This window comes from Streptomyces sp. BE20 (assembly GCF_036322525.1).
Lineage (GTDB): Bacteria > Actinomycetota > Actinomycetes > Streptomycetales > Streptomycetaceae > Kitasatospora.
In genome coordinates this window covers 1-13,172 of the sequence record NZ_JAQYWW010000425.1, presented here as the reverse complement: position 1 = coordinate 13,172, position 13,172 = coordinate 1, and the positions used below count along the sequence as shown (strand labels likewise).

Sequence of the window (13,172 nt, the reverse complement as noted above, 5' to 3'; positions counted from 1 at the left end):
ACCGGCCCCCTCACTGTCCGGCCGGGCGTAGGCGCAGGCCCGCCATGCCGCCGTCGACCGCGAGGGAGGTGCCGGTCACCGATGCCGACTCCGGGCTCGCGAGGTAGGCGATGGCGGCGGCGACCTCGCGGGGTGTGACGAGGCGTCCGGTGGGCTGTCGGGCGTTGAGCGCTGCTCGCATCGCCTGCGGGTCGGCGGCGCTGTCCAGCAGCCGACCCACCCACGGGGTGTCGACCGTTCCCGGGGAGACGCAGTTCACCCGCACACCTTCCCTGATGTGGTCGGCCGCCATCGCCAGGGTGAGTGCGAGGACGGCGCCCTTGCTGGCCGAGTAGAGCGCGCGTTGGGGGAGGCCGGCGGTCGCGGCGATGGAGCAGACGTTGACGACCGAGGCGTGCGCGGAGACGCGCAGATGCGGCAGGACGGCGCGGGTGACGCGGGCGAGCCCCACCACGTTGACGTCCAGCACGTGCCGCCACTGTTCGTCCGGGTTGTCCTCGACCGTCCCCACGGCGCCGATCCCGGCGCTGTTGACGAGGATGTCGAGTCCGCCAAGCCGGGCGGTGGCGTCGGCCACTGCGGACTGGACCGCGGCGTCGTCGGCCAGGTCCGCGGCATAGCCGGTCAAGGGGCTGGAAAGTCCGGTCGGTGCGAGGTCCAGCACGGCAACGTGGGCGCCGCGTTCGGTGAGCAGGTGGGCGGTGGTGAGGCCGATGCCGGAGGCGCCGCCGGTGACGATGGCCCGCAGGCCCTGCAGTGCGCTGGTCATGAGGAGCTCTCCGCTCGACGCTCGGGGCGGTCGGCGGCCCAGAAGGTGCCGCTGGGGTAGCTGTAGGTGTGGATGGACTCCGGGTACATCGTCGAGGAGAAGCCGGGTTCGGAGGGAGCGGTGTAATGCCCGTCCTTGATCGTGGCGGGATTCACGAAGTGCTGGTGGAGGTGGTCGACGTACTCGATGACCCGGTTCTCGGTGGTGCCCGAGAGCGCCACGTAGTCGAACATCGACAGGTGTTGGACGAGCTCGCACAGGCCGACGCCGCCGGCGTGTGGGCAGACCGGCACGCCGAAGTGCCTGGCGAGCAGCAGGATGGCCAGGTTCTCGTTGACCCCGCCGACCCGGGTGGAGTCCAGCTGCAGGATGTCGATGGCGCCGGCCTGGAGCAGCTGCTTGAAGACGATGCGGTTCTGGACGTGTTCGCCGGTGGCGACCTTGACCGGGGCGACGGCCGCCCGGATCGTGGCGTGGCCGAGGATGTCGTCGGGGCTGGTGGGCTCCTCGATCCAGTACGGGTCGAACTCGCCCAGCGCCTTGGTCCACGCGACGGCCTCGCCGACGTTCCAGCGCTGGTTGGCGTCGATGGCGATGCGGATACCGGGGCCGACCGCAGCGCGGGCGGCACGGCATCGGCGGATGTCGTCCTCGAGGTCGCCGCCGACTTTCAGCTTGATCTGTGTGAAACCGTCGGCGATGGCCTGGAGGGCGAGCCGGGTGAGCTTCTCGTCGCTGTAGCCGAGCCAGCCGGGGGAGGTCGTGTAGCCGGGGTAGCCGCGCAGGCGCAGGCGGGCTTCCCGTTCGGCGCGCCCGGGCCGGGCGGCGTGCAGCAGTTCCAGGGCCCGCTCGGGGGTGAGGGCGTCGGCGATGTACCGGAAGTCGATCTGGGAGACGAGCCATTCGGGTTCGGCGTCGGCCAGCAGCTGCCAGAGTGGCTTGCCCTCGCGTTTGGCGGCGAGGTCCCATACGGCGTTGACGGCGGCGCCGATGGCCATGTGTATCACGCCCTTCTCGGGGCCGAGCCACCGCAGTTGGCTGTCGCCGATGAGGTCGCGGTTGAGCGATCCGGGGTCGGCGCACAGGTCGGCGACGGGTCGCCCGACCACGTGGTGGCGCAGTGCGTCGAGCGCCGCGACCTGGACCTCGTTGCCGCGTCCGATGGTGAAGGTGAAGCCGTGGCCCTCGAGCCCGTCCCCGGCGTCGGTGCGCAGGACGAGGTAGGCGGCGGAGTAGTCGGGGTCGGGGTTCATCGCGTCCGAGCCGTCGAGCTCGCGCGAGGTGGGGAAGCGGATGTCGTAGGTGTCGACGGCAGTGATCCGCGGTATCGGCCGGGGCACGGTCGGTCCCTTCGGGAGAGGAGGATGGAGGTCAGGCCTGGGCGAAGGTCTGGCGTTGCAGGCCGAGACCGTCGATGGTGAGCTCGACGGTGTCGCCGGGGCGCAGGTAGGGGGCGCCTGGCAGACCGAGGGCGACGCCGGCGGGGGTGCCTGTGTTGATCACATCCCCGGGATTGAGTACCAGGTACTGGCTGAGATAGCGGATCAGGTACGGGATGCCGAAGATCATGTTCTTGGTGTTGCCGTCCTGGCGGAGTTCGCCGTTGACGGACAGCCGCAGGCCGAGTGCCTGCGGGTCGGCGATCTCGTCGGCGGGGACCAGCCAGGGGCCGAGCGGGTTGAAGGTCTCGCAGGACTTGCCCAGGTCCCACTGCGAGGAGAAGTCCAGCTGGAACTCTCGCTCGGACACGTCGTGACTGATGGTGTAGCCGGCGATCACATCGGTGGCCTGCGCGTCGTCCGTGAGGTACCGGGCTCGGCGGCCGATGACCACGGCGAGCTCCACTTCCCAGTCCGTCCGTGTCGAGGTCCGTGGGATCAGCACCTCGTCGTACGGCCCGATCACGGTCGTCGGATCCTTCATGAACACCACCGGGCGGGTGGGGATCGCGGCGCCGGTCTCCTCGGCGTGGTCACGGTAGTTCAGACCGATGCACACGATCTTGCCCGGGCGGGAGATCGGAGCCCCGATCCGCAGACCCGTCGCGTTGATCGCGGGCAACGCCTCCTCCGCCAGCGCACGGCGGACCCGCGCGATGCCGTCGCCGGCCAGGAATGCGGCGTCGATGTCCGAAGTCAGGCCACGCAGGTCGAACGTGCGGCCGTCGGCGGCCTGGACCGCGGGTGTCTCGTCGCCTGTGGGACCAAGACGGAGAAACTGCACGACAGGAACCCCCTCCAGAGGTGGCGGGCCTACATACCTGCGACCTCAATACATCTGATGAATTGGTGGATGCCTGACCATACGATCGCCCCTCGGTGAGCGCAAGAACCTGTGCGCACCGCGTGAGCAGGAAACGGGCACATCGGGGCAATTCGCCCCTGGGTTGGCTCAAGTTTGAAGATCTTCGCTGGTGTCGAGGTTACGGTTGGGATTCGTCGAAGCACGTCCCTTGTAACGATGTCGACCTGCTCTTAGAGTCCTCTCCACCGAAAGCCATCCGATGAATCCGTCTGGATTGCTGGAGCTCTCGGCAGCCCGGGGCTTCGGCCCCGCCGACGCGGTCCGGGTCCGCCCTGACACCGGCACCGCGCCGGGCGGCGGCGCCGGTACCCGCGTGAGGGCTGGGCCACCGGCCCCGCCCGCCCCCCCCCCACACGCCGACGCCGCCTCCCGCCCGCAGCGCGGGCATCCGACCCCTCTTCCCCGACGCCACCCGCAGTGGCGCGGCCAGCTCAGCCAAGGAGATCTGCACCATGAACGCTCGCATCCCCCGCACCACGGCCACCGCAGCCGTAGTCCTCCTGCTGGGCGGCCTCGGCAGCGCCTGCAATCGCGGCAGCGAAGTGACGCCCTCCGCCGACGGCACCGCCAAGCCGGCCATCGGCATCGACCTCCCGCGCGCCGATTCGGACTTCTGGAACTCCTACGCCCAGTACGTGAAGCAGGGCGTGGCGGCCCAGGGCCTGAACGCCCTGCCGGTCAGCAACTCGCAGAACGACGTCACCAAGCTGGTCGCCAACGTCCAGGTATTCCAGAACACCGGAGCCAAGGCCGTCGTGATGGCCCCCCAGGACACCGGCGCGATCGCCTCCACCCTCGACCAGCTAGCCGCGAAGAAGATCCCCGTCGTCAGCGTCGACACCCGCCCCGACAAGGGCCAGGTCTTCATGGTGGTGCGCGCCGACAACAAGGCCTACGGCACCAAGGCCTGCGAGTTCCTCGGCAAGCAGCTCGGCGGAAAGGGCAAGGTCGCCGAACTCCAGGGAGCCCTGGACTCCATCAACGGCCGCGACCGCTCCGAGGCCTTCGCCGCCTGCATGAAGACCAGCTTCCCCGGGATCCAGGTGATCGAGCTGGCCACCGACTGGAAGGGGGACGTCGCCTCCGCCAAGCTCCAGTCCACCCTGGCCGCCCACCCGGACCTCGGCGGTATCTACATGCAGGCCGGCGGCGTCTTCCTGCAGCCCACCCTTGCCCTGCTGCAGCAGAAGGGCCTGCTCAAGCCTGTCGGCGAGGCCGGTCACATCGCCATCGTCTCCAACGACGGCATCCCGCAGGAGTTCGACGCCATCCGGCAGGGCCAGATCGACGCCACCGTCTCCCAGCCCGCCGACCTCTACGCCAAGTACGCCCTCTCCTACGCGAACGCCGCCGCCCAGGGCAAGACCTTCAAGCCCGGCCCCACCGACCACGGCTCCACGATCATCGAACTGCCCAACGGCCTCGAGGACCAGCTCCCGGCCCCCCTGGTGACCAAGGACAACGTCGACGACGCGAGCCTGTGGGGCAACGGCGTCGGCAAGTGAACCTGCGGGCGGCGGCCGCACCGGCCGCCGCGATCCCCAGCGGAAAGGAACCCCTCACCATGGCGGACAGCCGCCCGACGGCCCCGCTCGTCGAGGCACACGGCATCAGCAAGCGATTCGGCGCCACCGTCGCCCTCTCCGACGCTCACCTGACGGTCGCCCCCGGCGAGTCCCACGCCCTCGTCGGCCGCAACGGCGCCGGCAAGTCCACCCTCGTCTCCGTCCTCACCGGCCTGCAGAACCCCGACACCGGCACCCTGCGCTTCAACGGCCAGGCGGCACCCGCCCCGGGCGACACCGACGCCTGGCGCTCCAGGGTCGCCTGCGTCTACCAGCGCTCCACCGTCATCGGCTCCCTCACCGTCGCCGAGAACCTCTTCCTGGACCGGCAGAGCGACCGGACACTGCGCCCGATCGGCTGGCGGCGCCTGCGCGCACGCGCGACGGACCTGCTCGCCGAGTACGGCGTGGACGTCGACCCCGCCGCCCGCGCCGACCGACTCACGGTCGAGCAGCGGCAGTTCGTCGAGATCGCCCGGGCGCTGTCCTTCGGCGCCCGGTTCATCATCCTCGACGAGCCGACCGCCAAGCTCGACGCCCACGGCATCGGCCGGCTCTTCGCCAAGCTCCGCGAACTTCAGAGCCAGGGCGTCGCGTTCCTGTTCATCTCGCACCACCTCCAGGAGGTCTACGACCTCTGTACCACGGTGACCGTCTACCGCGACGCCCGGCACATCACCACCACCCCCGTCGCCGGCCTCGACCACCACACCCTGGTCGAGGCGATGACCGGCGAGAGCCGCACGACCGACGACGGGGCGCAGCCGCGCTCAGGCCCCGCGCCCGATGCGCCGAACCTGCTCGGACTCGACCGTCTCACCCTGCGAGGAGCGTACGAGGACCTCACGCTGACGGCCCGGGCCGGCGAGGTCCTCGGCCTGGCCGGCGCCGCCGCCAGTGGCAACGTGCAGGCGGGGGAGAGCATCGCCGGCCTGCACCGCCCCACCGCGGGTCGGATCACCGTCGCCGGCCGACCGGTCCGCACCGGAAACGTCCCGGCCGCACTGGCCGCCGGCGTCGGCTTCGTCCCCGAGGACCGCCACATCCAGGGCCTGGTCCCCAACCGCAGCGTCGCCGAGAACGCCACCCTCACCGTCGCCAATCAGCTGGGCCCCCTCGGCACCGTCCTGCCCTCCCGGACCAGGGCCTTCGCCGAACGCATGATCGCCGACCTGGACATCAAGACCCCCGGGCCCGGCGCACCGGTGGACGCCCTGTCCGGCGGCAACCAGCAGAAAGTCGTCATCGCCCGCGCACTCGCCACCCGCCCGCACGTCCTGGTCGCCATCCGGCCGACCAACGGCGTCGACATCAAGTCCAAGGAGTCCCTGCTCGGCAGCGTTCGCAAGGTGGCCGACGACGGCAGGACCGCGCTGATCGTCTCGGACGAGCTGGACGACCTGCGGGTCTGCGACCGGGTGGTGGTCATGTTCCACGGCCGGATCGTCGCGCAATTCCCCCGCGGCTGGAGTGACGAACAGCTGGTCGCCGCCATGGAGGGCATGGCCAGCACTGACACGAAGGAAAGCCATGCCCCCCGTGACTGAACTGAACCCCCACTCCACCACGGCCACGACCACCGCCCCTCCGGCCGCCCGGCCGGGCCTGGACCTCGCCCGCTACCGGGACCTGTCACTGCTACCCGTACTGCTGGTCCTCGGCGTCATCGGCTTCATCGTCTCTCCGGCCTTCCTGACCTCGGACAACCTGCTCGGCGTCGGACAACAGGCCACCGAACTCAGCCTGCTGGTGCTGGCCGAGGCCCTCATCCTGATCGCCGGACGGATGGACCTCTCACTGGAGTCCACCATCGGTGTCGCCCCGGTGATCGCCGTCTGGCTGGTGCTTCCCACTCACGGCGACCGCTTCAACGGCCTTGGCCTCTTCACCGGCTGGGCCGCCGTCCCCCTCTGCCTGCTGGTCGGAGCCCTGATCGGCGCCGCCAACGGATTCCTGATCCTCAAACTGCGCCTCAACGGCTTCATTGTCACCCTCGGCGCCCTCACCCTGCTGCGCGGCCTGCAGATCGCGATCTCCCAGGGCCAGTCGATCGTGAACCTCCCCTCCTCCTTCACCTACCTCGGCCGGGCCTCCTGGCTCGGAGCCCCCGCCGCCATCTGGATCTGCGGCACGCTCTTCCTGCTCGGCGGCGCCGCACTGGCCTGGTTGCGACACGGCCGCGCGCTCTACGCCATCGGCGGCAACGCGGAGGCCGCCCGCGCGGCGGGAATCCGGGTCGACCGGATCACCTGGGCCGTCCTGATCGCCGGCAGCGTTCTGGCGGCCTTCGCCGGCATCCTGTTCACCGGCCACTACGGTTCCGTCTCCGCGGACCAGGGCAGCGGATGGATCTTCCAGGTCTTCGCCGCCACCGTGATCGGCGGCGTCAGCCTCAACGGAGGCCGCGGCACCCTCTTCGGAGCCCTCACCGGCGTCCTCACCCTCCAGCTCGTGGTCAACGTCATGACCCTGGCCGGCGTACCACCGCTGTGGAACCAGTTCCTCAACGGCGCCATCATCATCCTCGCGCTCATCGTTTCCCGCTTCGCCTCCGGCGAGAAGCAGGAGTAGCGGGCCGCCACCATCACCACCGAGACGGTACGGACGGCCACCCGGCCGCCGTACCGACTTGGCGTCCCCCCGCACCGGGCCATAGATCAGACCCCTGGCCCTCACCGTCCCCGCATGCCCGAGGAGCACGCCAAAACGGAACCCAGGGCCTCAGCGTTGCGAATCCGCAGCCCTACCGTCTCCCAGTGGCGTTTCCCCGGGGAGTACCGTCATCCCCACTGCTCAGGATTAACGGCCAGGCCATACTGATACATCAGATGTCCAAACCAACGGGAGGGACGCACATGCCGGTAACCGACGAGGCGATCGACAGGATCAAGGCCATGATCGTCAGCGGTGAGCTACGCCCGGGGGCGCGACTTCCCAAGGAGGCCGACCTCGCCGAGAGACTGGGCCTGTCGCGCAGTTCCCTGCGCGAGGCGGTCAAGGCCCTCTCCCTCATCCGCGTGCTCGACGTCCGGCAGGGCGACGGCACCTACGTGACCAGCCTGGAGCCGAACCTGCTCCTGGACGCGCTGGGCTTCGTGGTCGAGTTCCACCAGGACGACACCGTGCTGCAGTTCCTGGAAGTGCGGCGGATCCTGGAACCGGCCGCCACCGCGATGGCCGCCCGCCGCATGCCGGACGCCGAGATCGACGGGCTGCGCCTCATCCTCGATCGGCTCGGCGACGACCCGAGCCTGGACGAACTGATCGCCAACGACCTCGAGTTTCACCAGCGGATCGCCGCAGGCGCGGGCAACCTCGTGCTCTGCTCCCTGATCGAGGGACTCTCCGGTCCGACCACCCGGGCCCGGATCTGGCGGGGCGTCACTGAGGAGGGCGCGGTGGAACGCACCCTCCAGCAGCACCGGGCGATCCTCGACGCGATCGCCGCCCGCCGGCCCGACCTCGCCACCGCCTGGGCCACCGTCCACATCTCCGGTGTCGAGGACTGGCTCCGCGGCACCCTGGGCTCGGCCGAATCCGCCCTGCCGCCGTTGGCGTAGCGGCCCGGTCGCATCCGGACCCGTGCCCGCGCTCCGGCTGCCGGACCCGTGCCCGCGCTCCGGCTGCCGGACCCGTGCCCGCGCTCCGGCTGCCGGACGCGGGTGCGCGCTCGCGGCTGGTTGCGAGATACATCGGACGAAAACCAATGGAGCCCAAGGGTGAACGGCACAGTTCCTGCCGAAAGGCCTGCTGAATGCCTTGTTATAGCCCGATTCATCTCGTAAGGTCCCGGCCATGACTCCCTCAGTACATCGGATGAATGGCCCAGGTGATGACCCGGATGGAGCCCTCCAGACTCAGACACATTGCGGCCTGCCTGGCCGCCGTCCTGTTCGCCGCCAACGCGGCGGGCTGTGAGAACACACATCAGAACGGACCCCAAGAGCCCCTCATCGGCATAGATCTCCCGCGCACCGACACGGACTTCTGGCGCGCGTACGCGGGCTACCTCACCGAGGAGCAGGCCAGGACCGGGGCGCGGATCGCCGCTACCACCACCTCGCAGGGCGATGCCGGGAAACTGGCCGCCAACCTGGATGCCTTCGAGCGCGGCGGAACGAAGGCGCTGGTCGTGTCGCCGCAGCAGACCCAGCACCTCGATCTCACCTTGGACTCGCTGTTCGCCAGGGGGATAACCGTGGTCAGCGTCGACGCCCGGCCCGAGAGCGGCACCGTGTTCATGGTCGTGCGGGCCGACAATCGTGCGTACGGGACCAAGGCCTGTGAGTACCTGGGCGCGCAGCTCGCGGGGAAGGGGAAGGTCGTCGAACTGCAGGGCAGCCAGGAATCGATCAATGGTTTCGAGCGTTCCGAGGCCTTCGCGCACTGCATGCGGACCAAGTTCCCGGGAATCACTGTCATCGCGCTGCCCACGGAGTGGAAGGCGGACATCGCCGAGCAGGAACTGCGTGCCGCACTGGCGCGGGAGAAGAACGTGAACGGCCTCTACCTCCAGGCCGGTGGTGTCTTCCTGGAACCCGTGCTGGCGGTCCTGCGCGAGAAGGGCCTCCTCAAACCGGCCGGCCAGGCCGGCCATATCGGCATCGTCTCGAACGACGGAACTCCGCAGGAGCTCGACGCGATCCGCTCCGGCGAGATCGACGCGACCGTCTCCCAGCCCGCCGACCTCTACGCCAAGTACGCGCTGTACTACGCGCGGGAGGGCGCGGTAGGCCGTCACTTCAGCCCGGGCCCGACGGATCACGGCTCGGTGATCGTCGCCCTGCCCAACGGTCTGGAGGACCAGCTGCCCGCGCCCCTCGTCACGCGGGACAACGTCGACGACCCCGCCTTGTGGGCCAACCGGCGAGCCACGCGCTAGCCCTGCGGGCTCCACACCGCCCACGAGGCATCAAGGCATCGGATGAATATTCCGACACTGGAGTGATTCAAGGTCCTCGGTGATATGAGATCGCCGGTCATTAAGCGTGTTCAGCCGTGACCACGCGGCCTGATTCCGGCGAGACCGCCCCAGACGGCTGACTGCGTCAGAGAGCACGCCAGGTGGCTTGCTCGATAACAAAGATGCAGTACAACGGGTGTGGATCCATGGCTCTCGCCATGCCCGATCCGAGGCATCGCCTCCTGGGTTCCTGAGACATCCGATCGTAACGGCGAAAGCTGTTCTGCTTAACATCTATCTCACCAGGCGCATTGCCTATACAGTACCGGCCTACCTAGACATCGGATGTGTGTTCAGGAAGCGCGCAGATCAACCCGCGCAGCGACGCCCTCCGGTGGACTGACCCAGCAGCCGATCGCCCGCGTGGCGGGCGTTGGTCATCAACCCGAGGAGAGACATGAGAAAGAGACGGATGGCCCTACCGGCCATAGGGCTGCTGGTGGGCAGCCTGATCAGCACCGGAATGACCGTATCGGCGGTGGCGGCGGGGACGACGGACTTCTACGCCTCGCCCACGGGTAGCGGAACGACCTGCTCCAGCAGCACCCCGTGCGCTCTGACGACGGCGCGGGACAAGGCCCGGGCGGTGGCGGGCTCGATGTCGGGCGACATCCGCGTTCTGCTCCGCGGTGGCGTCTACACGCTGAGCGAGCCGCTCACCCTGGACGTGCGGGACTCCGGGACCAACGGCCACCAGGTCGTCTACACGGCCGCGCCCGGTGAGAAGCCGGTGTTCAGCGGTGGCCAGAAGGTCACCGGGTTCTCGGTGTTCGACTCCACCAAGGGGATCTGGCGGGCGACCCTGCCTGCCGGCGCACTGAACGCCGCGGCCCGGAACAGCAGGGACGTCTCCATCGACGGAGTGCCGGCGCAGCGGGCCAGAACCGTGACCTTCAGCAACGCGGTCTGGCCGACGGCCACAGGCGGCGCCTGGACTAGCGTGCACTACACGGCAGAAGGGAACGCCGCCCTCAGCGGCATCGACTTCGCGCAGATCTCCAGCCCCGAGCGGGTCGAGGTGGTCGACAACTACTACTGGAAGCAGCTGCGCTGCCCGCTGGAGAGCATCACCCCGACCACGGTCACCATTCCGGCCACCGCAAGCACCGTGCCGCCATTCCAGCCCGGCGGTACGAGCTCCGAGGTACGCATCAAGACGAACGCGGCCTGCTGGGCCAACCAGCACCTGCCGTTCCCGGGCTACCCCTTCAACGGCGCCGGAGCCCCTGCCCTCAGCAACGTCAGCTGGCTCGAGAACTCCTACCAGTTCATCGACCAGCCCGGCGAGTTCTACGTCGACGCCGCGGGCGGATTCCTCTACTACAAGCCGCGAAGCGGCGAGAACCTGGCCACCGCCAACGTCCAGGTCGGCGCGGTCGAGCAGTTGGTGAGCATTTCCGGCACGCCGGGACACCTCGCCCCGGTGAACGCCACACTGTCGAACACCTCCACCACCGGGACTGTGACGCTCGCCGACGACACCCCGCCCACCCCGCCGGCAGGGCAGGCCGCAGGCAAGGTCTTCGGAGACCTGAACCATGACGCGCTCAGAACCCAGCAGGTGGGCGCCTCGTTCAGCTACACCTTCACCGGCGTCGGGATCGACGTCCTCGGCGAGAAGATGGTGGACGGCGGCAACCTCGCCGTCTCCATCGACGGCGGCACTCCGACCATCGTCTCCAACCGCGGTACGACCCGCCTCGCCCAGCAGGTCCTCTTCTCCGCCAGAGGACTCACCGAGGGCACCCACACCGTCAAGGTCGTCAACCAGGCCGCCGGCACGGTTCGCATCGACGCCTTCACCGTGATCCCCAAGGCCGTCCAGCCGGTCCACGACATCACCTTCCAGGGCATCACGTTCGCCAACACCACATGGACCCAGCCCAACACCAAGGGGTTCATCGACGGCCAGGGAGGCGTCATCTGGGACCCGGACACCCACCTGAACGTCCGAGTCCCCGCAGCTGTCCAGGTCCATCGCGGCAAGAACATTGTCTTCGCAGGCAACGAGTTCGCCGCCCTCGGCGGATCAGGCCTCGATCTGGCGGACGGGACGCAGAACTCCACCGTCACCGGGAACTGGATCCACGACACCGGCAGCAACGCCGTGGCCGTCGGCGAGGTCGACGACTACTACCTCACCGACACCGTGCTCATGACGAGCGGCAACACGATCACCCAGAACCGGGTCGAGCACCCTGCCCGGAACTTCGCCGGATCTGTCGGTATCTGGGCCGGCCACGGACGCGACATCGAAATCTCCAACAACGACGTCGGACACACCCCGTACTCCGGAATCTCCCTCGGATGGGGCTGGGGCTTCGCCTCGGACTGCTCCATGCAGGCCGCCGAGGCCAACCAGGCGGGCGCCAGTCCCCAGTGGACCGCCTCGACGCCGTGCACCCAGGGAACCATCTACTCGGGCCGAAACAAGATCCTCAACAACTACGTCCACGACGTGATGGGCCTGCTCGTGGATGGCGGCCCGATCTATGTCCTCGGCGGCCAGGGCGCCGGGGCGGACAGCAGGTCCGTCATGGCCGGCAACGTCGTGAGCGGCTACAACAACGCGATCGGCGTCACCGCCAACAAGGACCTCTACATCGACGAGGGAAGCTCCTACTGGGACGTCTACGAGAACGTGGTCCGCTACGCGGACAAGACTCTGTGGACGCGCCTGTGGACGCCCACCATCCACGACATCAACGTGCACGACACCTACTCCAGCATCGCCGCGTACTCCACCAACGGCACCAACAGCACGGTCCAACCGGCCACCCTCGTCTCCAGGGGCGAATGGCCCGCTGCGGCCCTGGCCATCATCGCCGCGGCCGGGACCACCGAAGAGCACCTCTCCCCGGCCACGAAGGTCGACAACGACGACAGGAGGATCGACTACCGCGGAATCTGGACCGCTTTCGGCTTCCGAGGCAACGGTGACCGGGATGACAACGTTCACTCCACGCCCGAGAACGGAAGCTACGCACTCCTCACCTTCCAGGGAACCGGTGTGACGTTCATCGGTCCCAAGGCCCCCGACCAGGGCAACGTCGAGATCTACGTCGACGGCGTCTCCAAGGGCCTGGTCAACACCTACGCCGCCAGCCGTACGGCCCAGCAGAGCATCTACACCGTGAACGGGCTCACCCCGGGCAGCCACACCATCAAGATCGTCAAGCGCACCGGGGCCAAGGCCACCGTCGACGGGTTCGACATCACCCCCTGACCGCAATCGTCCCCACGCCGTGCGTACCGCGCAGGGCGCTGCAGGCAAATGAACTCTCCATACCCGGATGCGCCCGGTTTCACCGGGCGCATCCGGCCGACGCCCCCGAACAGCCTTTTCCCACTGACGCAGTTCCACCACATCGCCGCCGCAGCGCGAGTCGGGCAGACGCCGGACCGGCAGGGCTCGCAGATCCTGTCGTCGTGAGTGGACGTTAAGTCCGCTTTCTCTCGGTTCATGATCGCTCGTTCGTGTGAACGTCGGCCGTACTGGCGTGCCAGTCGGGGTTCGGGTGATGTTCTGCGGCGCATGGACAGACGGGCGTATCCGAGCGACTTATCGGAT

Annotated in this window: 9 protein-coding genes; 6 read left to right on the top strand and 3 right to left on the bottom strand. The window is 68.7% G+C overall.

Annotation, left to right across the window (positions count from 1 at the left end; all coding sequences use genetic code 11):
• Window positions 1-10: 10 nt before the first annotated feature.
• The 3 genes from PUR61_RS03445 to PUR61_RS03435 are packed head-to-tail and all read right to left on the bottom strand — an operon-like array spanning window position 11 to window position 2,992.
• Window positions 11-769, bottom strand: coding sequence for an SDR family NAD(P)-dependent oxidoreductase (locus PUR61_RS03445; RefSeq protein ID WP_329875453.1), 759 nt, complete (start codon window positions 767-769; stop codon window positions 11-13).
• Window positions 766-2,109, bottom strand: a complete 1,344-nt coding sequence (locus PUR61_RS03440) for an enolase C-terminal domain-like protein (protein ID WP_329875451.1) — start codon at window positions 2,107-2,109, stop codon at window positions 766-768. Before PUR61_RS03440 ends, PUR61_RS03445 begins: the two co-directional genes overlap by 4 nt.
• A 31-nt stretch (window positions 2,110-2,140) precedes the next feature.
• Complete coding sequence (locus PUR61_RS03435; RefSeq protein WP_329875449.1) at window positions 2,141-2,992, bottom strand: fumarylacetoacetate hydrolase family protein; 852 nt, start codon at window positions 2,990-2,992, stop codon at window positions 2,141-2,143.
• Window positions 2,993-3,525: 533 nt separating this feature from the next.
• On the opposite strand from PUR61_RS03435, the gene PUR61_RS03430 reads away from it, so the two are divergent.
• The 6 genes from PUR61_RS03430 to PUR61_RS03405 all read left to right on the top strand — a co-directional run bounded on the left by PUR61_RS03430 (window position 3,526) and on the right by PUR61_RS03405 (window position 12,827).
• A complete protein-coding gene (locus tag PUR61_RS03430) occupies window positions 3,526-4,578 on the top strand; it encodes a sugar ABC transporter substrate-binding protein (RefSeq protein WP_329875447.1) in 1,053 nt (350 codons plus the stop codon).
• A 59-nt stretch (window positions 4,579-4,637) separates the two neighbouring features.
• Complete coding sequence (locus PUR61_RS03425) at window positions 4,638-6,185, top strand: sugar ABC transporter ATP-binding protein (RefSeq protein ID WP_329875445.1); 1,548 nt, start codon at window positions 4,638-4,640, stop codon at window positions 6,183-6,185.
• A complete protein-coding gene (locus tag PUR61_RS03420) occupies window positions 6,169-7,209 on the top strand; it encodes an ABC transporter permease (protein ID WP_443034459.1) in 1,041 nt (346 codons plus the stop codon). The genes PUR61_RS03425 and PUR61_RS03420 overlap by 17 nt, the downstream gene beginning before the upstream one ends.
• Window positions 7,210-7,493: 284 nt before the next feature.
• The gene (locus PUR61_RS03415) at window positions 7,494-8,198 is read left to right on the top strand and encodes a FadR/GntR family transcriptional regulator (protein ID WP_329875443.1); all 705 of its coding nucleotides are present in this window, start codon (window positions 7,494-7,496) and stop codon (window positions 8,196-8,198) included.
• 260 nt (window positions 8,199-8,458) lie between these two features.
• Complete coding sequence (locus tag PUR61_RS03410; protein WP_443034458.1) at window positions 8,459-9,520, top strand: sugar ABC transporter substrate-binding protein; 1,062 nt, start codon at window positions 8,459-8,461, stop codon at window positions 9,518-9,520.
• A gap of 478 nt (window positions 9,521-9,998) precedes the next feature.
• Window positions 9,999-12,827, top strand: coding sequence for a hypothetical protein (locus PUR61_RS03405; protein ID WP_329875441.1), 2,829 nt, complete (start codon window positions 9,999-10,001; stop codon window positions 12,825-12,827).
• Window positions 12,828-13,172: the final 345 nt, after the last annotated feature.